This window comes from Micromonospora sp. CNB394 (assembly GCF_000374985.1).
Lineage (GTDB): Bacteria > Actinomycetota > Actinomycetes > Mycobacteriales > Micromonosporaceae > Micromonospora > Micromonospora marina.
Window position 1 is genome coordinate 719,722 of sequence record NZ_KB895825.1, and the last position, 18,792, is coordinate 738,513.

The window sequence follows — 18,792 nt, forward strand, 5'->3', positions numbered from 1 at the left end:
GCGCCCGGGCCGCCGGGCCTACCGCTTGAGTAACGCGCGCAGGGCCTCGGCGCGGACCGGTCGCCGCGCACCTGGACCGCCTCGACGCCGCACTCGGTACGACCGGCGGTGAGGACGGTTCATGAGGGCGGCTCAGGCGGAACGCGCCCTCGGCTAGGGTGCGGCGATGGACGACCTGAGACACCTGTTCCGGCGCGCCGCCGACCACGCGGCCGACTACCGGCTGTCGCTGCCGGACCGGCCGGTCGGCGTACCCGTGGACCAGGCCGCGATGACCCGGGCCTTCGCCGGCCCGCTGCCGGACGCGCCCACCCCGCCCGAGCAGGTCCTCGCGGAGCTGGTGGCCGCCGCCGAACCGGGACTCGTCGCCAGCGCCGGGCCACGCTACTTCGGCTTCGTCATCGGCGGTGCGCTGCCCGCCGCCACCGCCGCGGACATGCTGGCCGCCGGGTGGGACCAGAACGCGTTCAACGCGGTCGCCTCCCCCGCCTCGGTGGCCGCCGAGACGGTCGCCGGGACCTGGCTGAAGGAGCTGCTCGGCATCCCGGCGACCGCGTCCGTCGGGTTCGTCACCGGCGGGCAGGCCGCCAACACCGCCGGGCTCGCCGCCGCCCGCCACCAGGTACTCACCGACGCCGGCTGGGACGTGGAACGGCGCGGCCTGACCGGCGCACCGGCGGTGCGCGTGTTCGCCGGCGCCGAACGGCACGCGACCGTCGACCGGTCGCTGCGGCTCATCGGTCTCGGCACCGACGCGCTGCGCGCGGTGCCGGTCGGCCCGCAGGGCGCGATCGACCCGGACGCCCTCGCGGCGGCGCTGCGCGACGCCGGTCCCGGCCCGACGATCGTGTGCCTGCAGGCCGGCAACGTGAACACCGGCGCGTGCGACGACCTGCGCCGCGCCTGCGGCCTGGCCCACCGGTACGGCGGCTGGGCGCACGTCGACGGCGCGTTCGGACTGTGGGCGGCGGCCAGCCCGGCCACCCGGCACCTGGTCGACGGGCTGGCGGCAGCCGACTCGTGGGCCTGCGACGGCCACAAGTGGCTGAACCTGCCGTACGACACGGCGTTCGCGTTCTGCGCCCGGCCCGACGCGCACGCGGCGGCCATGTCGCTCGCCGCCGCGTACCTCGTGGGTTCCGGCGGGGTGCCCGCGGGCGCGGACCTGACCGCGGAGTCCTCCCGCCGCGCCCGTGGTCTCGCGGTCTGGGCGGGCCTGCGAGAGCTGGGCCGCGACGGCGTCGCCGCCCTGGTCGAGCGGTGTTGCGCGCTGGCCCGGCGGTCCGCCGACGGGCTGACCGCGGCCGGGTTCGAGGTGGTGAACGACGTGGTGCTCAACCAGGTGCTGGTCGGGTTCGGCGACGACGCGCGCACCGACCGGGTGGTGGCCGCGGTGCAGGCCGACGGGACGTGCTGGGCGGGCGGGACGACGTGGCGGGGGCGGCGGCTGATGCGGATCTCGGTGTCGAACGCGACCACGACGGAGGCGGACGTGGACCGCTCGGTCGCGGCGATCGCCCGGCTGGCCCGCTGAGCGGTGTCAGCCGGGCAGACGCAGCAGGTGCCGCCCGGGGAAGGGGCCGCCGTGCTCCCGCTCCCAGGTGGCGAGGTGACGCTTCTTCTCCGCAGGCGTAGGGGCGAGGAAGTCGAAGTAGGCGAGGATCACCGTGCGGGCCTCGTCGACCGTGTACGACGCTCCCGACGGCACCGGTCCGAGGCTGTCCACGTTGACGCCGGTCGGTGTGCAGCGCACCACCGTGGAGTTGCCCTCGTACTCCTCGTAGTCCGAGCGCCCGGACATCACGTCGTCGATGCACTGCAGCAGCTCGAGACAGTCCGGGGCGTAGGTCTGGATGTCGCTGACGAGCTGGGAGGCGAACGGGCGGAAACGCGCGTCACCGCTGGTCATGGTGGGCGCGCCGTTCTGATTGCGCCCGAACTGGATGTCACCCACAGCTAGCGTCCCCCCACCGGCCAAGCCGAATACCACGTCGTGCCACCGGGATTGTAGAAGCCCTCCACGAGCAGCCCGTTCGCCCGCCCCTGCCATTTGTTCGGGTCGTCCGGGTGCGGGCCGCCGGACCGGAACGCGCCCTCGATCGTCTCGTCGACCCGCTGCGGCGTCCAGTTGTCCGGGAAGAAGGTGCTCGAACCGCGCTTCTGGCGCCAGACACCGCCGTCGTCCTGCACGTCGACGCGAGCGCGGTACGTGCCGTCGGCGTGCCGTTCGAGGATCATCTCGCGGCCGTCCGCGTCGACCCGGACCCGGGCACCCGGCGGGTTCTCTCCCATGAACCGGTGGTGGAAGCCGGTGCCCCGGGGCGGAGTGGCGTTGGTGTTCACGTGGCCGCGGAAGATGTGCGCATAGCGGCGGTGCCGCATCCGGGCCCGGAGCCATTTCTCCACCGGCGTGAAGAGACCGGCCTTTCCCCGCCTACCCACCGAGCACCGCTTCGGTGGCCAGGTTGAGCAACTGGTCGATGAGGACACCGGTGATGAGCTTGAAGATCGGGATCTCCAGCAGGGAGGCGCCGAACGTGACAGCGGCCGTGGCGACCGCCTGCGCAATCTGAATCGCGAGAAGCGTCAGCTGCACGATGACGTTGATCTTCAACGCGAGGACAATCCCGGCGCACACCATGAGCCCGGTTCCGATGAGCGCCGCCGCGGACGCCCCGTCGTCCAGGTTGGTCTTCGCCGAGTCGGCGGCCTGCCAGCTCGTCTGGAAGCGTTCGATGGCGTCGTCGCGGTTCTGGGTCCACATCTGCTGCGCCGACCGGTCGGCGTCGGCCACCGGAGCACGGAGCCGGTCCGGGAAGGCGAGCCACGCCTGGCCCATCTCCAGCAGCTTCGTCTCGTCGGCCTCGGGCCACGTGTAGCCGAGCATGGCGAGCAGGGACACCAGCTCTCCCGGCAGGGTCATTCCCATGTCAGTCGAGCACCTCACGGAAGCGGCCGAGGCTTTCGGCGATCATGCGTTCGGTCTCCTGGTAGTTGAGACCCATCACCCGGCTCAGCTTCCCGATGTCCTCGATCTCGACGAGGTTCGCCTCGTAGCTCTCCAGCGCCAGGTCGCGGATCGTCTCGTACACCATCCCGATGAGCGAGCCGAGGTCGTCGTTGCCCCACGGGGTGCCGAAGGCCGCCAACTCGGCGTCGAACGCGGACAGTGCGGCACGCAGACGCTGCGCCGAGGCGACGATGTCGTCGCCCGCCCCGATGATCGATTCGGGATCGATCTCGATTTCGCGGGCCATCAGCGCTCCCCTCCGTCGATCAACGTCCCGGCTCCCGGATGGTCCGCATCACGCCGGTAAGCGCGCCGGTGAGCGCGGACATCTGACGGACGCTCGCCTCCTGCAACTCGCGCAGCCGCGCGTCGAGCACGGCGGAGCCCAGCCCCTGCGGCGCCACCGCCGGGGGGATCTGCTCCAGCGCGCGGTTGACCGCGACCACCACCGACTCGCCGAGTTCCGCCGAGGACAGCCGCCGGGGCGGGCGGGTGAACTCCAGCCGGGTCAGCCGGGCCGAGCCGTCGACCTCCGCGCGCACACCGCCGGCGTCATCGGATCCGTTCCACCGCTCGTTCCCGCCGTCGTCGGGCGGCGTTCCGCCGGTTGCCGTGCCCAGCACGTTCATGACCTGGTTCAGGAGGCCCGCCGGCCCGGTCGCCGGGAGATCGCCGCCGAGCCCGGTCGCCGGACCGGCCGTGGCGACGGCTTCGGCGATCGCGCCGTGAAGTCGGCGCATCGCCGCCTCGCTCTCGGCGAGGACGGCCCCGAGGCTTCCGGTCAGCGCGGACAGGTCGGCCACCGGTTCGCTGCTCGCCAGGCTGCCGCGGGACGCGGTCAGCGCGTCGTTCACCGCCTGCTCGACCAGGCCGCCCAGCTCGCCCTCGGACAGCCGCATCAACGGCGCGGCCAGGTCGACGGCGCGCAGCCGCCCGTCCTCCGCCGTCACCTCGACCTGGCCGTCGGCGGCGCGGCCGCGCGCCTCTGCGGTCACACCACCGGCGGGATGCCCGCCCGCGCGCAGGGCCGCCAGCTCCTCGCGGTAGCCGGAGACGCGCAGCGCGTAGTCGCCGACCGCGGCGTCCTGTGTCATCCCGTTGCCTCCCCGTCACGGTCAACCAGACCCTAGCAACGCCCGGCACGCCCGGACGTCCCTCCACATGGGAGGACACCCACTGTCGCGCCGTCACGGGGCCCACACGAAGCGCTACCGGTTGCTACCGTGTCGGGCACCGTTGTCCTCTGGGGAGGTTCGTCATGTGGGCGGACGAGGCCGCGCTGGACGCGGCGGCACGACGGCTCGACGAGTGGGAGTGGTCGCTGGCCGACCGGGCGGAACGCGCCCGCGACCTGTCCGCCCGCACACGGGCGCTGACCGGCACCGCCCGCAGCGCCGACGGGTTGATCGAGGTCAGCGTCGACTCGAACGGATCGCTGACGGACCTGCGCCTGGACGAGCGCGTCCGGCAGCACTCCGCCGCACACACCGCCCGGCAGATCCTGGCGGTCACCCGGGACGCCCGCGCCGACCTGCTGCGGCGGCTCACCGAGGCGACCACCGACGCCCTCGGCGCGGACGACCCGGCCGCGCGGGCGATCGTCGAGACCCACCGGCGGCGTCTCGACCCCGACCCGGGTGCGCCGGATGCCGGCCGGTGACGGCCTCCAGGTCGACCCGGACGACCTGACCGCGCACGCCGCCCACCTGGGCCGCTGCGCGGACAGCATCGACACCGCCCGGCAGGCCGGGCAACACGTCCGGCTGAGCGCCGACGCGTACGGGCAGCTGTGCGCGATCATGCCGGTCCTGCTCGACGGCCTCCAGCGGACCCTGACCGACGGCATCGGCACCGCCGCCGCCTCGGTCCGGGACACCGCCGGGAAGCTGCGGTCGAGCGCCGAGCGCTACCGCGCGTCCGACGCGCACGCCGCGGACCTGCTCGACCGGGTACGGCATCGCCGGTGACCACGAACCCGCTGGTCGCCGCCGCGGCGGACACCGGACCGAGCCCGTGGGCCGGCGTGTGGATCTGCGAGGACATCGAACTCATCGCCCAGGGCGTCCGCACCGGCAGCTGGATCGACGGCAGCCTCGGCGTCGTCAGCGCCGGCCTCGACGCGCTCGCCCTCGTGTCCGACCCGGCCGGTGTGCTCCTCCAGTACGGCATCGCCTGGCTCATCGAGCACGTCAAGCCGCTCAGCGAGGCCCTCGACTGGCTGGCCGGCGATCCCGCCGAGATCACCGCGCACGCGCAGACCTGGCGCAACGTCGCCGCGTCGCTGCGCGACGACGCCGCCGAGCTGGCCCACGCCGTACGCACCGAGGTCACCGGCTGGACCGGCGCCGCCGTCACCGGCTACCGCCGCTGGGCGGACGAGCAGCAGCAGGCCGTCACCGGGCTGGCGGGGGCCGCCGAGGCGACGGCAGCGATCACCGAGGGCGCCGCCGGCCTGGTCGCGGCCGTGCGGCTGCTGGTCCGCGACGCGATCGCCGCGTGCGTGTCCCGCCTGATCGTGTACGCGGCCGAACTGGTCGCCACCGCCGGGCTGGCGACGCCGCTCGTGGTGGAGCAGGTGACGACGACTGTGGCGTCGTGGGCGGCGCGGATCGCGCGGTTGTTGCGGGGGTTGCTGGCGAGTCTGCGGCGGCTGATGCCGGAGATGCGGCGCCTCGGCGACCTGATCGAGAAGCTGAAGGAGGCGCTGCGCCGGCTTACCCGGACCACGCCGGAGCGTCCGCACGTCCCCGTTGACGGGATCCATGGTGGCCATACCAGCCGACCTCGCAATCTGTCCGACTACGATCGCCAGGAGAACTGGGCCAAGGACGCCTATGAGGCGATCCGCCAACACGAGGATGCCGAAGCCGTCGCACGCAATCTCGGTGATGCCCCTCGCCTCGACGGATCCCGGGGCTTCTCACCGGCGGAGGTCGAGCAGGTCCGCCGGCACATCTTCTTCGAGGAGCACCCCATGGACGACTATTCCGGTGGGATCGTTCGCCAACGGTACGACCCGAGTGCGCCGATGGCCGAGGCGTGGCTACGTCTGCGGCGCGGTGGTGCCCTGCCGGAGGACTTGAGGCTCCTGGAACACGAGTTGGCGGAGTCGCGGTACTACCGTCAAAACCCGCACGCCGACTACCGGGAAGCTCATCTCGCTGCGAACCGGATCGCGAACTGGGAGGACTCGATACCGGCCCCTACGTACGAGGACTATTCGAGACTTGGAGAATGAGCGACATGGGCATGATGGTCGCCGCCCGCCGGATCGAGGCCCCAGCGGACGAGGCGCGTTACGAGTTCGGTTTCGAGGACAGGTTCGATCGCATCCTCGTCATCGACGTGAGGACCTTGCAGGCACGAGTCGAGGACGGCGACTTCAACGCCGCCGCCAGCGCGATCACCGCCAAAATCGTCAATGCCTGGCGTGACCGGGGCGATTTCCCGCAACGCATGCTCTTCGCGAGTTAGCTGGCCCTCGTCGAGCGCGTCGCACTGCAACCAGAGCTCAACGCTTTTGCTCACGTCGGCCCTGCAATACGAGGCTCGTGAGGGCGAGCGGTGGGGAAGCCACCCGGTCAGACCGGAGGAGTAGCTGGTGGCTTCATTCGACGCCTGGCTGGACGCGTACGAGGTCGTCTACCGCACCCTGCCGGCCGAGTCCGACCACCAGTGCCCGAACTGCGGTCACCGAACCCTCCGGATGGTGTTCACCGGCCCTCCGGGCGCCGGGTACGGCTACGCCTCCTTCTGGTGTGACACCTGCCTGGAGGGCATACACATCTCCCGGGCTCCGGTTCCCGCCGGAGTGGAGGCCCGGTCCGTTGCCGCACCGATCGAGGAACGCACCAGAGGTATCCCCAACTACCGCTTGGTGACGTAGCTGATCCGCGTCCCCACCATGGGTTATGAGCTGGCGATCCCCCACTGCAGCCGGACGACGACCCGCTCGGTCACCACGCCCGGCCCGCCGACGGCGTCACGCACCTCGGCGGCGAACGCCGCCCGCTGTCGTGAAAGAGGCAGCCGTGCGGCCGACATTAGCGCCTCCCGGTTGCGCCGACGCCCGTCCTCGTCGGTCTGGCATCGTGCCGTGACCGGGTGACCGAGCATCCGCTCCAGGCATCCGCGCAACGCGAGCGACCACTCGGTGTCCTGCGTCCACAAGGGTTCACCGTTGGTGACGACGGCGATGCCACCTCCGGGGCGCAACAGCGGCCGGGCCGCCGCGAACAGGGCGTCGCGGTCCATGAAGTGAACGGCGACGGCGACGGTCAGCGCACCGACTCTTCCCCCGCCGAGCAGCCGGGACAGCGCGGGCACGTCGCTGTCGCTGCCGAGCAGCCACGTGGCGTTGCCGATCCCCCGGTCGAGGGCGGTACGCCGGGCGATCGCCAGCATGTCCGGTTCCGGGTCCACGCCGACGACCGTGCCCACCCGATGCGCGAGCGGGAGGCTCGACTGGCCGGTGCCGCAGCCGACGTCGACCACCGTGTCGTCGGCGCCGAGACGGAAGGCTGCCGCCAGCGCGTCGAGCACCTCGGGCGGACAGCCGCGCCGATGCCGTGCGTGGTAGGTCGCCACCTCACCGCCGAAGCCGTCGCCACAACGGCAGCCTGCCCGCCGCGACGGTTCCGAGGCCAGCGGTTCTGCTCAGGGCACGCACCCGACGCCTCGACCGCCGCGCCCGTCCCCCTGCGCGCCGCAGGTCGCAACTGCCGTACGGCATCCGCACCATCGCCTCCGGTCCCGATCGCCTACCGTTCGGGGATGGACACCCCGTCGGCGTCGAGCGGTGAGCCGTCCTGCGCACGGTCGGTCTCGACCACTGTCAGTCGCACGAACACGTTGCCGTCGTTGTCAGGGAAACGGCTGAACGTCATCAGGACGAACCCCAACCGCTTGGTGCCCCGCACGGCGTTGTCGAGGGGGGTCATGCCGACGCCCTCGACCAGCCACTCGTAGACCGGCTGCGCGTCCTCGTCCCGCCAGCCCTTGAAGCGGGCCTGGTGAACCGCCAGGGTCAGCTTCTCGGCCAGGTACGACGGGTCGCACACACTGACGATCGTCAGGTCGAGTTCCTCGAACCCGTGCCCCGCCCCGAACTGCCATCGGACCCGCACCTCGCGGACTCCCGGGGTCAACGGACGCCCGAGGAACATCCAGAAGTAGGTCTCCGTGACGGGCGCGTGGATGCTGAGCCAGTTCTCCCGGTCCTGCTCCAGCACGATCCAGGGTGCGGGGACGTCGTTGAACTCGTCGGCCCACACGACCTCGGGGATCTCCCAGTCCTCCCACCAGGAGCGGACCCGATCCCGGTTGGCCAGGAACTTCGCCCGTAGCTCCTCGTGCCGGCGGCGGCGTCCGAACATGATCGATCACTCCCCATGGTCCCAGTCGAGGCCCCAGATGCGGACGGTGCCCTGGAAGTCGCCGGTGACGACGGTGCTGAAGGAGCCGTCGGCGCGTACCGCGTTCACCCAGGCGAGGTGACCGTGCAGCGTGCGGATCCGGCGCCCGGTTCGCAGGTCCCAGACATCGACGGTCTGCTCGCCCGGGTCTCCCGCGACGGCGAACGCTCCGTCGGCGGACACCGCCACGTTGTCGATCCCGTAGACGGGGTGGTCGGGATCGCCGACGGACCTTCCGTCGAACACCAGGTCTCCGGTCGCGGTGTGCCAGACGACGAAGCCCTGCTGACCGGCGATGGCGGCGAGGCGACGGCCGCCGGTGAAGGACAGGGTGGCCGAGGAGTTGTGCTTGACCCACTGGATCTCGTACAGCGGGCGCCGGCCATCCGGACGCCACGCGGTCAGGCGGGTCATCCCGGCCATCAGCAGCACACCGGAGGCGAAGCGGATCTCCGTGTGCGCGTCGACGTGCGGGAAGGTCCGCACCAACTTTCCGGTGTCCGTCGACCGGACCTCCACGGTGTTCGTGTCGCCCGTTCGCAGGTGCACGGCGATCAGCCGGGATTCCTCGTCGGCCGTGACGCCGGCGATGATGCCGCGCCCGGTACGGACCGTCGCGACGCAGGCGGCGGCCTCCAGCGACCACACCGTCGCCAGGCCGTACCCGAATCCGACGGTCAGCAGGTCGCCGCAGAGATCGAGCGTCGTGGTCCCCTCGTCGCTGGGCAGCGCACCGGCGACCCGGATCCGTGGCTGGAACGTCGCGGTGTCGTGACAGGCGACCGACCCGTCCGAGTAGACGACGACCAGATCGCGGTCGCCCCTGGCGAAGCGCAGCGTGGTGGCGGGGTTGCGTTGCTGGGTCACCGAACCCGTCTTCTCAAGGGTCTCCAGATCGAAGATCTCCACCTCGTCGACGTTGGCGGGAAAGGCGAACAACCTGCCGGAATCACTGACGTCGAAGGTTCCGCGGGTGAGCATGATGTCGGACAGCTCCTGCTGCACCCAGACGCCGGCCAGCCCGGTGCGCCGCAGATCCCGGCCGGCGGCCCGGGACGCACGGCGCAGGCGCGGGTGGCGGTGATAGCCGGGAATGGCCCTGGCCTCGCGGATCGCCTCCGCCGCCGCCCGTCGCCCCCCGGCCTCGATCAGCGCTTCGATTCGATCCATGACCTGCTCGAATGCGCTCTCCTCGTGGGCGAGGACACCGACCGGGCGGGGTGGCGCGTACGACCACGGGGCGAGGTGTCCGCTGAGCGGCATGGGCAGGCGGGACAGCGAGGTCTGGCCGCGGGGAAAGCCCACCGACTCGGCGACGACGGCGTACCCGCAGTCGCCGCTGAACGTCGTCGCGTCGCGACGCGTACCCCGCTCGAAGTCCTTGTCGAAGGTGCGGACGCAGCGGCGGTTGGCCAGTTCGAGGACCTGGAGGTCTCCGGTCCCGGGGTCGACCAGCGCCCAGCCCGCACGGCCCGAGACGCCGAGCAGGTCGTAGCTCGTCAGCCAGGGAATCTCCCACTGGCGCGGCCCGTCCCAGACCCGCATGTCCACCGCCATCAGCGAGCGGAAGCCGCGCCTCAGGACGGTCGAGCCGTCCGCTGCCACTGCGACCTTCTGGTGGTCGGGCTCCACCTCGTCGGGAGGTATCTGCAGGCCCCGCATCCGGGTGCGACGCAGCGGCCACCACTGCTCCACCCGGTGGTCGACCCCCGAGTGGACACGCCCCAGCGAGGCCGAGACGAGCACCTCGGCGTCCGGGCCGAGGACCACCCGGGTGATCCTGCCCTGGTGGGGCCGGATGTCGGCAACCGTCTCCCACGTGCCGGCGCGGAGGACGAGGACGCGGCCGTCGGCCGTGCCCACGGCCGCGAAGCCGCCCTCGGGGCTGAGCGCCACGGCCGTGCCACCCTCCCACCGGCCGTCCGGCTCGGCGGCTCCGTCCACCAGGCGCCACGCCTCGACCACGGCATCCCGGTGGCAGACCAGGATCCGGGTGCCGGCGTGGTCGATGGCGACATCGACGGGAACCCGACCGGAATCGGCGAGTTCGGCGACGACCCGGCCGGTGAACGCGTCCCAGATCCGCACCCGGCCCGACTCCTCCGCCACCACGACGTGTGTCGCGTCGTGGTCGCAGGCCATCGCCACGACCGTGCCGGACGTGCGCCCGAACACCTCAAGGGTGCCTCTCGGCTCCAGCCGGGCGCAGCGTTCCCGCGCGACCGCGATCTCGGGTGAGCCCGGGTGCTTCCGGTCCGCCTCGGTTAGGTGGCGGGCGGCGAGGACACCGTCACCGCGTTCCATGTGCACCATCGCGGCCAGGTAGTCCGCCTCCCAGGAGTCGCCGGTGGCGCGCAGTTCCGACAGCAGCGTCTCGTCGGTGACCAGGCCGTCGGCCCACCTGATCAGCCCGTGGTTGTAGACCGCGCGGACGTTGTTCGGGTCGATCGTCTTGGCCCGCTCGAACAGCTCGATCGCCCGGCTCTGCTCACCGAGGTCCCACAGCGACAGCGCCTTGTTGGACAGGCCGTCGGCCCGAAGCGACGGCGGGACCTGGCCGGAGTGCGGGTAGGGGCTTCCGGTGCCGTCTGCGTACACGTCCAGGAGCACGGCCTCCGCCTCGGCGGTGTCGCCGACCCGCGACCGGGGATCGCGGTCGAGGCAGCCCGCCAGCAGGTCTCGCAGCGCCGGCGGGAGATCGTCGCGTAGTTCGGCCAGCGCGTCCGCACCGTCGTGGCCCCACTTCCAGAGCCGGCGCCCGTGCAGCAACTCGATCACTGTCAACGCCCAGGACCACATGTCGCTGGCCCGGCCGATCCGGCCCGCCGGATCGACCTGTTCCGGCGAGCAATATTGCGGGGTGAAGCCGCCGAGCGTCGCGTACCCGGTCTCGTCGCCACCCTGCGGGGGCGAGGAGACGGATGCCTTCGCCTTGGCCGTGCCGAAGTCGGTGACCCTCGCCGTCTCGCCGTCGTACATGACGTTTGACGGCTTGACGTCCTGGTGCACCAGGCCCGCCGCGTGGGCGTGCCCGATGCCGCGCAGCATCTGGATCGCCACGTCGAGCGCCCGCGGCAGGTCACGGCACCGACCGTCCCGGACCGCCGCGGTCAGGTCCCCGCCCGCGACCCATTCCGCGAAGATCACCGGGTACGCCCCGACGCGCTGCACGTAGTTGCAGCCGACCACGTTCGGGTGCGGGTCGAGGTCGGTCCAGGCCTGCGCCTCCTGGGCGAGCAGGTCGAGGATCCCGGGCGCCGAGGCCAGGTCGGGGCGCGGTGTCTTCACCGCCAGGTCGACGCCCCAGCCGAGGTGATGCGCGCGGTAGACGAACCCCGTGCCGCCGGTCTCGACGACCTCCTCGATGCGGAACGTGTCGAGGACGGTCTCCCCCGGCCGCCACCGGATGACCTGCCCCGCGTCCACGCCGAAGCCCTAGTCGACGAGCGCCACGTAGATCGGACTACCCAGCAGCGTGCCGTTCGCCCCTGGTTTCTCGGCCAGCCGCTTGGCGACGAACTCGACCCGTTGCGCCGGCCCCGGCAGCGCGGCCCCGATCTGCGCCAGCGACTCGTGGAAGCGCTCGTCGTCGAACTCGCCCGGGTCGGCCCGCAGTTCCCGAAGTTTGCGGAACAGGTACGGCGGGACCGATCCGACCGGTTCGGCGTCGCCGCCACCGACCACGTGCGACGCCGATCCGCCGAGGATGACGACCTGGTCGTCGAGCGTCCCCGCGAAGACGACGATGCCGGCGGTCGGGAAGACCTGCCAGCGCATCTCCAGGCAGGCCTGGACGTAGGGGCGTTCCTCGTAGGCGGCGCCGATCTGGTCGGCGTCCTGCAGGTGCCGGATCACCTTCTCCAGCTTGTCGAGGTCGTGGCGCTCGGGCAGGACCGCCTTGCGGCTGTAGCGGACGACCTTCAGGTCCACGGCGAGTTCGGTCTCGTGCTGCGCGGCGGAGGCGACCTGTGCGGCCAGGAGCCCGATCTTGAGGTGCGACAGGTAGAGGTAGTACTTCAGGCTCAAGATGCACTCCGGTTACGGGGAGACGTCCGAGCCCCACCCTACGTGACGCACGCTCGCGCCGCCGACCCTCGATCGACGGCGATCGTTGTCCGCCACGCCACCGGGCGCTCGCCGCCGCGCGTACGCAGGGCGAAGCCCGCCTGACCGAGCCTCAGCCCGTGTCACCGGCGGCGTTTGTTGATGCTCGGAAGGCCGCCCGACACCGTGCCTATACTGCCGTCCGGGTCGCGCCGGTCCGGTTTCCGCATCGCCTCCACCACCCGCCGGCCCGACAGGTCCGAGGCGTCGAGGTTGGCCGCAGTCCGGGCAGACCGACGCCAGCTCCGGAGGCAGGCCAACGCTTTCTCGTGGTCGGCGACGCCGGTCAGCGCACGGATGGCCGGCATCGCCCGAGACGGGTCGGCGAGCAGGAGCCGAGCGACGTCCGCGGGGCCCAGCCGACGCGGCGGCGTGTCGTCCACCGGGACGAGGGAGGCGTGGACCTCCTCATCCTGTAGCCACAGCCATACGGGCCTCCTGCCGTCGCCGGCCCGCATCGCTGGGGTTTCCCAGGGGCCGCGCCGGACCGGGTACTCACGCTTTATCGTGGCGCCGGACGGCGAAGCGCCCTTTCCGCCGACGAGGCGCGGCGCCCGTTTCGACACCTTGTGGCGTTCCTTCTTGAACCGGGCGCCCCCTTGCATTAACGCGACCCACCTCCCCCACCGAGCACGTTAGCCGAGCCAGTGGTCTCTCCGGCATCAGACGCAACTGCCTGCTGCGCCGAGGCCGAGCAGCCGACCCTCGGGGAAGGGGACGTGCACCGACGATGTGACAACGGCGAGCGGCGTCAACGATGGACGCGGCGGGAGCAGGGGCCGCCATGGTCGGCGCGAAGAAGGCACCGCCGGCCGCCGGACATGAGCAGGTCGCAGAAGACCCGATGGCGTACGTTCTGGTCGTCCTCGGCCGACACGGTCGTCTCCCCCGGGTCGGTCTGCGGCAGCATCCCGGTCCACCGGGCGACGACCCGGGCCAGGCGCTGCGCGGCGGGCAGGTCGGCGGCGGTCACCGGCAGGTGGATGACCCAGCGCCCGGTCACCGGCGCTCGCCGTTCGCCTGCCGCGCCTGCTCGGACTGCCAGCGGCGCAGCGCCACCTTGATCCGCAGGGTCTCCTGGCGATGCCTGGTGATCTCGGCGTGGAGCGAGGCCATGTCGCCGGCGACCCGGCCGAGGTAGGCGTACACCGCATCGGGGTCGAGGCCGCGGCGCCCGAACCGGGCGGGCGGGAATCGGCGCTCGCGCACCTGCCACGGCAGCAGCGAGGGGTACGCGGTCGTCCCGCTGCCCCGCCCCGGTCGATCGTTACGGACGCTCATCAGCCTGTCCTCCTTGTCGTGGAAGGGGTGGGCTCGCCTGCCCGTCCCGCGCCGGCGGGCCCACCCCGCCCTGACACCGCAGCTTCGTTCAGCGGTACGGCCCCAGGGCTGCTCAACGGATCACCGATCGACAGGCACAGCGGCCGGGCCGTAGAGATCGCCAGGCCGTCGTGCCGGTAGTCATCCTGTGACAGTGCGCAGTGGACGCGCAACGTTCCAAGGGCGCATTTCTGGGGTGTGCATTGACTTATTTCGTGGAAACGAGTAGACGTTGCAGAGCTACGTCACTCGTTGTTGCCGGATGGAACCAGGGAGTGCCCGAATGGCGGAAGACATCGGTTCGACCGTGCCGCGCCGACAGCTCGGCCGGCTGCTACGCCAGTTCCGCAACGAGGCCGGCGTGACCCTCGACGCCGCCGCCGAGGCGCTGGAGTACAGCCGGCAGAAGATCTGGCGCATCGAGTGCGGCCTCGGGCCGGTGCGGGTGCTGGACGTCAAGGCGATGTGCGAGCTGTACGGCGTGTCCGCGGAGATGACCGAGGCGATGCGAGGGCTGGCCGCGGAGACGAAGTCGAAGGGGTGGTGGCACGCGTACGGGGACGCGGTGCCGAGCTGGTTCGAGCTGTACGTCGGCTTGGAATCGGCCGCGTCCCGTCTCCGCGGCTACGACGAGTCGCTCATCCCCGGAGTCCTTCAGACCAAGGAGTACGCGCAGGGGCTCTACCGCCTCGGGGGCACGCTGAGCGATGAGGAGCGCGAGCGCGCAGTTCAGGTGCGGCTACAGCGGCAGGCACTGCTCATGCGACGGCTTCCGGCGGCACCTCGGCTGGAGTCCGTACTTTGCGAAAGCGTGCTCCGCCGCGTCGTCGGAGGCCCCCGGGTGATGACCGCTCAGCTCGATCACCTGCTGAAGCTCTCCGAGTTGCCGAACGTAGCCGTGCGAGTGCTGCCGCTCCAAGCGGGACCTCAGCCCGGCGCCGTCGCCGGCACGTTCATGATTCTCGACTTCCCGCCCACCAAGGGTGGACGCGCCACCCCGGAGCCGTCCATCGTCTACAGCGAGTCGTTGACCGGCGCGCTCTACCTGGACAAGCCCGAGGAACTGGTCGCCTACGAGCGAGTCTGGAGAGGGCTGGATGGGCTTGCGCTCGACGAGGAAGAATCGAAGGGTATGATCAAGCGGCTTGCTGGGGAGATGCGGCATGACTGATCTGACCGACGCGGTGTGGCGCAAGAGCACCCGCAGCGGCGACAACGGCGGGGCGTGCGTCGAGGTCGCCACCAATGTCCCCGGAGTCGTGGCCGTACGCGACTCCAAGGACCTGCAGGGACCTTCTTTGGCGTTCGATCCTGACGCTTGGCACCGCTTCATCGCGGGCCTTGGGAATCGATGCGCAGCTAGAATCGTGGCGCTCTAGACGGCCACGGCGCGCCAGCCCGTAGCCTCCGTGCCGCTCAAGCAGCAGATGCATGAGTCGGATGCACGACAATGCCTACGGTGGATCATGCGTACGCTCCGACGACCTACTCCCGAACTTGCCTTCATCGGCCGGCAGTGGGGAGCCAAAGCCATCGACAAGGAAAGAGCAGAATGTCGAACGGAGAGCCGCGTCCCCGTCGCACCCACCTTCTCGATGGCAGGCGGGTGCGAATCTCCGACCTGATGGACGCAAACCTTCTCAAGGCTGGCGACGACCTTTACTTCCAGCAGCGTATCGGCGATCCGCCGCACCAGGCCACGGTGACCGAACGAGGCCGCCTACGCCTGCAGGATGGCAGGGAGTTCAGTACGCCGTCCAAGGCCGGAGCGGTCGTGGCCCGGCGACGGGCGGTGGCGGGCTGGTCAGCCTGGCAGGTCGGCATAGGCGGCCGAACACTCCATCAACTCAGACTGCAACTTCTCCGCGACGTCGCCGCAGAAGTGACGGCGAATGAAGAGGTGCCGCGCGCGGAAACGGCAGCGGTGCAGCGACGCTTCGGGGTACTGGAATCGGCCCGCTCCGAGGCAGAGTCCGGAACGCCGCGAACGATGACAGTCAGAGAGTTCATCGGCTTGTGGGACTTGGAGGACCGGGATCGGATCGCGAGCGAGCAGATCGACGCCGACCTGGCGAACCATGGCCTGGCCACGGTGCCGGACTTCCGGGCGGTCAGCCTCGACCGGATGATCCGCATCGACGTCCTACCCGAAACCAACAGCGACGCCGAGGCGGAAGCCTCCGAGGACAGCAGCGAGGCCACCGCTCCCGAGATGAACGAGGAAAGCGTCGACATCGGGCTCACCCTCGACAACCTCTTCTCCCACAAGATGGCGCTGGTCTCAGTTGGTCCGACGGCTTCGTTCGAAGAGGCCATCACCGCGATGGAGATCAACGACTTCTCGCAGGTCGCCGTGCTGGCGAACCCACACACCCTTCACGGCTCTGTTTCGTGGGAGTCGATCGCGGCAGCGAAGCATCGCGATCTAGGAGCGAGCTTCAGCGACGCGATCGACCGCCGGGCCCGCGACCGCGTCTTCGACTACGACACTCGACTGCTGGACGTCTTGGGAGTTCTACAGCAGCACGGCTTCATCTTCGTTCGAGACGATCAGCGCAAGATCAGCGGAATCGTCACCGCTGCGGACGTCGTGCGCAAGTACGACGAGACGGCTACCCCGTTCTTCCTGATTGGTGAAATCGATCAGGAGCTACGGCAGCTGATTGTTAACACGTTCGACGAAGACACCGTTCGAAATGCCTGTCTCGCCGCTCGGCTGACGTTCAAGTCGCTGGAAAGCATGTCCATCAGCCAATACCAAGCCGTGCTCGCCAACGAAGCCTGCTGGCAACAGTTGGGGTGGCCGCTGGACCGGTCACTGTTCGTCGCTCGGCTCGACGAGCTGCGGAAGGTCCGCAACAACGTCATGCACTTCAATCCCGACCCGGTTCGTCCGAGCGAGGTCGTGAAGCTGAGGCACTTCCTGAACGTGATCCGGCGATACACCGGACGCTGACCTGATCAGCGGCGACGTCATGCCTAGGCCGGGGGCGGCTACTCGGCCACCTGATCGCGCCGTCCGGCGAGCCGGTAACGCCCTTGCTCGTCTCGCACCAAATCGGGGTACCGGCTCGCACGGTCTGCGGCACCGTGCTGCCAGGTCCTCCGCTGCCTGCAAGACTTCATCGCGACATTTCGACCGCCCCGTCGGCGACGCCTAACCACTGCTCTCGGGTGGGCGGCATTGGACGTCTAGCTGGACTGATCACCTGTCGGGCGCCTCCGTTCGCTGGCCGCGTATTCCAGCCGATCCAAGTGGGTCAGCAACGCTCCAATCTCAGCGGCCGAGGCCGACCCTGTTCCGTGCAGCCGGCCGACGTCCCGCCACAAATCATCCAACCCACGCCTGGCCTCGGCGAAGTCACCGACCCCCAGCGGCGAGCATGGCGACTTGTTGGCGAAGGGGGAACAGCTCGGGTGAGCTTGGTGCGAGCGCTCGCTGCTCCTCTGCCAGAAGTTCTCTCAGCTCGCCCAGCGCTGCGTTCGCCTCGCCCAACTCCGCCTGGCAGACCGCCGCCTGCTGCCGGCACTGCCAGATTAGCTCCTGATCCGGGACGGGCCGCTGGGCCAGGTCAACGATGAGCTGTTGAAACTCGGGCAGTGCTTGCCGGAAAGCCCCGGCAAGGACGTGGAGGTTGGCGAGGTTGAGCCGCAGCTCCAGGATCCGCGGTTGCTTGGCCCCATGCCCCTTTCTCAGCGGCCGAATAGCCGTCTCGATCAGTTCAGCTGCCTGGGTGAACCGTTCCTCCTCGGCAAGCGCCCACGCGCGCTCCTCAACCTCGGCCAACTCGTCGAGCGACGGCGGCTCGACGAGTTCAACCGCGGCGCGAGGCCGCGCTATGTCGACACGCGTGGATGGCAGCGGCGTCCGGGGCGGGAGCGGTTCGAACGGATATCGGTACGGCATGGTGGGATCAACGCGCTCACCACCAACTACGGTCATGGCGAGGTCCGCAGCCCGCTCTGGCTCGACGGCGCCGAACGGGGCCAGGATCTCGTACACCTCGGCGGCCGAACCGGGACGGTGCTGAGGGTCCTTGGCGAGCAACCCGAAGACGAGTTGCACGAGGGCGTCCGGCACACCGGCTCGGTGCGCCAACACCGACGGAACCGGGTCGTTCATGTGCCGGTGCAACATGCCGAGCGGATTGTCGGCCCGGTACGGCGGGTTGCCGGTGAGCAGTTCGAAGAGGACGCAGCCGAGCGCGTACAGGTCAGCGCGAGGGCCGACCGCGGTGTTGAGCGCCTGCTCCGGAGCCATGTAGGTGGGTGTGCCGAGGGCCGCCGTCACCCGCCACCTCACCCCGCGCCCGGGGATGCGACTGCTCGACCTGGGTGCCGGGACCGGCGCCTGGGCACGCGCGTTCACCGACTGGTTCCCCGGCGTCGACGTGGTCGCCGTCGAACCGTCGGCGGCGATGCGCGCCCGGTGCGCGTTCGCGCCACTCGTCGCGGGCGACGCCGGGCACATCCCCCTGACCGACGACAGCGTCGACGGCGTGTGGCTGTCCACAGTCGTCCACCAAGTGCCCGACCTGGCCGCCGCGGCGCGCGAACTGCGCCGGGTGCTGCGGCCCGGAGCCCCGGTGCTCATCCGGTCCGCGTTCGCCGGGCGGCACGAGGCGATCACGCTGTTCGACTACTTCCCCGAGGCGATCCGGGTGCTCGACACGTACCCCGGGATCGCCGGCGTCGAGGCCGCCTTCGCCGCCGCCGGGTTCGCCACCGCGGCGGTCGAGCAGGTTCCGCAGGTCACCGCACCGTCGCTGCGGGAGGCGGCGGCCGGCCTGCGCCGGGAGGCGCACACGCCGCTTCAGCTCATCACCGACGCGGAGTACGCCGCGGGCGTCCAGCGGTTGCGCGAAGCAGCAAGGACCCAGACCGGTCCGGTCGTCGACGCCCTCGATCTGCTCGTGCTGCGCTGAAACACGCGGTTAGGGTGGG

General features: G+C 70.7%; 23 protein-coding genes. 10 read left to right on the forward strand and 13 right to left on the reverse strand.

Annotated features, from left to right (window positions below; translation table 11 throughout):
- Positions 1-166: 166 nt before the first annotated feature.
- Complete coding sequence (locus C569_RS0103325) at positions 167-1,534, forward strand: pyridoxal-dependent decarboxylase (protein ID WP_018784409.1); 1,368 nt, start codon at positions 167-169, stop codon at positions 1,532-1,534.
- Positions 1,535-1,540: 6 nt separating this feature from the next.
- Here the strand turns inward: C569_RS0103325 and C569_RS0103330 are convergent, their stop codons facing one another.
- The 5 genes from C569_RS0103330 to C569_RS0103350 are packed head-to-tail and all read right to left on the reverse strand — an operon-like array spanning position 1,541 to position 4,104.
- Positions 1,541-1,954, reverse strand: a complete 414-nt coding sequence (locus C569_RS0103330; RefSeq protein WP_018784410.1) for a hypothetical protein — start codon at positions 1,952-1,954, stop codon at positions 1,541-1,543.
- 2 nt (positions 1,955-1,956) lie between these two features.
- Positions 1,957-2,406, reverse strand: a complete 450-nt coding sequence (locus tag C569_RS0103335) for an EndoU domain-containing protein (protein WP_139135500.1) — start codon at positions 2,404-2,406, stop codon at positions 1,957-1,959.
- 28 nt (positions 2,407-2,434) lie between these two features.
- Positions 2,435-2,929 carry a hypothetical protein gene (locus C569_RS0103340; RefSeq protein WP_026267653.1) on the reverse strand — a complete coding sequence of 165 codons (495 nt, stop codon included), beginning with the start codon at positions 2,927-2,929 and terminating at the stop codon, positions 2,435-2,437.
- Between the two features lies 1 nt (position 2,930).
- Entirely contained in the window at positions 2,931-3,257 is a 327-nt protein-coding gene (locus C569_RS0103345; RefSeq protein WP_018784413.1) for a hypothetical protein, read from the reverse strand.
- 19 nt (positions 3,258-3,276) lie between these two features.
- Entirely contained in the window at positions 3,277-4,104 is an 828-nt protein-coding gene (locus C569_RS0103350) for a hypothetical protein (protein WP_018784414.1), read from the reverse strand.
- A gap of 164 nt (positions 4,105-4,268) precedes the next feature.
- Here C569_RS0103350 and C569_RS0103355 point away from each other — a divergent pair, with 164 nt between their 5' ends.
- The 5 genes from C569_RS0103355 to C569_RS0103375 all read left to right on the forward strand — a co-directional run bounded on the left by C569_RS0103355 (position 4,269) and on the right by C569_RS0103375 (position 6,896).
- A complete protein-coding gene (locus tag C569_RS0103355; protein ID WP_018784415.1) occupies positions 4,269-4,670 on the forward strand; it encodes a YbaB/EbfC family nucleoid-associated protein in 402 nt (133 codons plus the stop codon).
- Positions 4,657-4,977 carry a type VII secretion target gene (locus C569_RS0103360; RefSeq protein WP_026267655.1) on the forward strand — a complete coding sequence of 107 codons (321 nt, stop codon included), beginning with the start codon at positions 4,657-4,659 and terminating at the stop codon, positions 4,975-4,977. The genes C569_RS0103355 and C569_RS0103360 overlap by 14 nt, the downstream gene beginning before the upstream one ends.
- Positions 4,974-6,248, forward strand: a complete 1,275-nt coding sequence (locus C569_RS0103365; protein ID WP_026267656.1) for a WXG100 family type VII secretion target — start codon at positions 4,974-4,976, stop codon at positions 6,246-6,248. Before C569_RS0103360 ends, C569_RS0103365 begins: the two co-directional genes overlap by 4 nt.
- Positions 6,245-6,484 carry a hypothetical protein gene (locus C569_RS0103370; RefSeq protein ID WP_018784417.1) on the forward strand — a complete coding sequence of 80 codons (240 nt, stop codon included), beginning with the start codon at positions 6,245-6,247 and terminating at the stop codon, positions 6,482-6,484. The genes C569_RS0103365 and C569_RS0103370 overlap by 4 nt, the downstream gene beginning before the upstream one ends.
- A gap of 127 nt (positions 6,485-6,611) precedes the next feature.
- The gene (locus tag C569_RS0103375; RefSeq protein WP_018784418.1) at positions 6,612-6,896 is read left to right on the forward strand and encodes a hypothetical protein; all 285 of its coding nucleotides are present in this window, start codon (positions 6,612-6,614) and stop codon (positions 6,894-6,896) included.
- A 23-nt stretch (positions 6,897-6,919) separates the two neighbouring features.
- Here the strand turns inward: C569_RS0103375 and C569_RS0103380 are convergent, their stop codons facing one another.
- From C569_RS0103380 to C569_RS0103410, 7 genes are all read right to left on the reverse strand, one after another.
- Complete coding sequence (locus C569_RS0103380; protein WP_018784419.1) at positions 6,920-7,597, reverse strand: class I SAM-dependent methyltransferase; 678 nt, start codon at positions 7,595-7,597, stop codon at positions 6,920-6,922.
- 173 nt (positions 7,598-7,770) lie between these two features.
- Complete coding sequence (locus tag C569_RS0103385; RefSeq protein ID WP_018784420.1) at positions 7,771-8,385, reverse strand: hypothetical protein; 615 nt, start codon at positions 8,383-8,385, stop codon at positions 7,771-7,773.
- A 6-nt stretch (positions 8,386-8,391) separates the two neighbouring features.
- Positions 8,392-11,850: a protein kinase gene (locus C569_RS0103390; RefSeq protein WP_018784421.1), complete on the reverse strand. Its 3,459-nt coding sequence runs from the start codon at positions 11,848-11,850 to the stop codon at positions 8,392-8,394.
- Positions 11,851-11,859: 9 nt separating this feature from the next.
- A complete protein-coding gene (locus C569_RS0103395) occupies positions 11,860-12,450 on the reverse strand; it encodes an SAVMC3_10250 family protein (protein ID WP_018784422.1) in 591 nt (196 codons plus the stop codon).
- 161 nt (positions 12,451-12,611) lie between these two features.
- A complete protein-coding gene (locus C569_RS0103400) occupies positions 12,612-13,133 on the reverse strand; it encodes a hypothetical protein (protein WP_231394693.1) in 522 nt (173 codons plus the stop codon).
- 146 nt (positions 13,134-13,279) lie between these two features.
- Entirely contained in the window at positions 13,280-13,531 is a 252-nt protein-coding gene (locus C569_RS0103405) for a hypothetical protein (RefSeq protein WP_018784424.1), read from the reverse strand.
- Positions 13,528-13,809 carry a DivIVA domain-containing protein gene (locus C569_RS0103410; protein ID WP_018784425.1) on the reverse strand — a complete coding sequence of 94 codons (282 nt, stop codon included), beginning with the start codon at positions 13,807-13,809 and terminating at the stop codon, positions 13,528-13,530. Before C569_RS0103410 ends, C569_RS0103405 begins: the two co-directional genes overlap by 4 nt.
- Positions 13,810-14,131: 322 nt before the next feature.
- Between C569_RS0103410 and C569_RS0103415 the strand changes: the two genes are divergently transcribed.
- The 3 genes from C569_RS0103415 (at position 14,132) to C569_RS0103420 (ending at position 16,804) form a co-directional block, all read left to right on the forward strand.
- Positions 14,132-15,019: a helix-turn-helix transcriptional regulator gene (locus C569_RS0103415; protein ID WP_018784426.1), complete on the forward strand. Its 888-nt coding sequence runs from the start codon at positions 14,132-14,134 to the stop codon at positions 15,017-15,019.
- Positions 15,012-15,227, forward strand: a complete 216-nt coding sequence (locus tag C569_RS32030; RefSeq protein WP_081635890.1) for a DUF397 domain-containing protein — start codon at positions 15,012-15,014, stop codon at positions 15,225-15,227. The genes C569_RS0103415 and C569_RS32030 overlap by 8 nt, the downstream gene beginning before the upstream one ends.
- A 173-nt stretch (positions 15,228-15,400) precedes the next feature.
- Positions 15,401-16,804 (forward strand): CBS domain-containing protein, encoded by a 1,404-nt coding sequence (locus C569_RS0103420; protein WP_026267658.1) that lies wholly within the window; start codon positions 15,401-15,403, stop codon positions 16,802-16,804.
- A 405-nt stretch (positions 16,805-17,209) separates the two neighbouring features.
- Here C569_RS0103420 and C569_RS29740 read toward each other — a convergent pair whose 3' ends face one another.
- Positions 17,210-18,109 (reverse strand): hypothetical protein, encoded by a 900-nt coding sequence (locus C569_RS29740; protein ID WP_155945486.1) that lies wholly within the window; start codon positions 18,107-18,109, stop codon positions 17,210-17,212.
- A gap of 4 nt (positions 18,110-18,113) precedes the next feature.
- Between C569_RS29740 and C569_RS0103430 the strand changes: the two genes are divergently transcribed.
- Complete coding sequence (locus tag C569_RS0103430) at positions 18,114-18,773, forward strand: class I SAM-dependent methyltransferase (protein ID WP_018784429.1); 660 nt, start codon at positions 18,114-18,116, stop codon at positions 18,771-18,773.
- The last annotated feature ends 19 nt before the right edge of the window (positions 18,774-18,792 follow it).

Excerpts from the sequence above, each read along its gene's own strand:
- C569_RS0103400 (WP_231394693.1), bottom strand. The coding sequence starts at position 13,133 with ATGCAAGGGGGCGCCCGGTTCAAGAAGGAACGCCACAAGGTGTCGAAA.
- C569_RS0103415 (WP_018784426.1), top strand. The coding sequence starts at position 14,132 with ATGGCGGAAGACATCGGTTCGACCGTGCCGCGCCGACAGCTCGGCCGG.
- C569_RS32030 (WP_081635890.1), top strand. The coding sequence starts at position 15,012 with ATGACTGATCTGACCGACGCGGTGTGGCGCAAGAGCACCCGCAGCGGC.
- C569_RS0103410 (WP_018784425.1), bottom strand. The coding sequence starts at position 13,809 with ATGAGCGTCCGTAACGATCGACCGGGGCGGGGCAGCGGGACGACCGCG.
- C569_RS29740 (WP_155945486.1), bottom strand. The coding sequence starts at position 18,109 with ATGGCTCCGGAGCAGGCGCTCAACACCGCGGTCGGCCCTCGCGCTGAC.
- C569_RS0103340 (WP_026267653.1), bottom strand. The coding sequence starts at position 2,929 with ATGGGAATGACCCTGCCGGGAGAGCTGGTGTCCCTGCTCGCCATGCTC.
- C569_RS0103325 (WP_018784409.1), top strand. The coding sequence starts at position 167 with ATGGACGACCTGAGACACCTGTTCCGGCGCGCCGCCGACCACGCGGCC.
- C569_RS0103355 (WP_018784415.1), top strand. The coding sequence starts at position 4,269 with ATGTGGGCGGACGAGGCCGCGCTGGACGCGGCGGCACGACGGCTCGAC.
- C569_RS0103345 (WP_018784413.1), bottom strand. The coding sequence starts at position 3,257 with ATGGCCCGCGAAATCGAGATCGATCCCGAATCGATCATCGGGGCGGGC.
- C569_RS0103370 (WP_018784417.1), top strand. The coding sequence starts at position 6,245 with ATGAGCGACATGGGCATGATGGTCGCCGCCCGCCGGATCGAGGCCCCA.
- C569_RS0103420 (WP_026267658.1), top strand. The coding sequence starts at position 15,401 with ATGTCGAACGGAGAGCCGCGTCCCCGTCGCACCCACCTTCTCGATGGC.
- C569_RS0103360 (WP_026267655.1), top strand. The coding sequence starts at position 4,657 with ATGCCGGCCGGTGACGGCCTCCAGGTCGACCCGGACGACCTGACCGCG.
- C569_RS0103350 (WP_018784414.1), bottom strand. The coding sequence starts at position 4,104 with ATGACACAGGACGCCGCGGTCGGCGACTACGCGCTGCGCGTCTCCGGC.
- C569_RS0103385 (WP_018784420.1), bottom strand. The coding sequence starts at position 8,385 with ATGTTCGGACGCCGCCGCCGGCACGAGGAGCTACGGGCGAAGTTCCTG.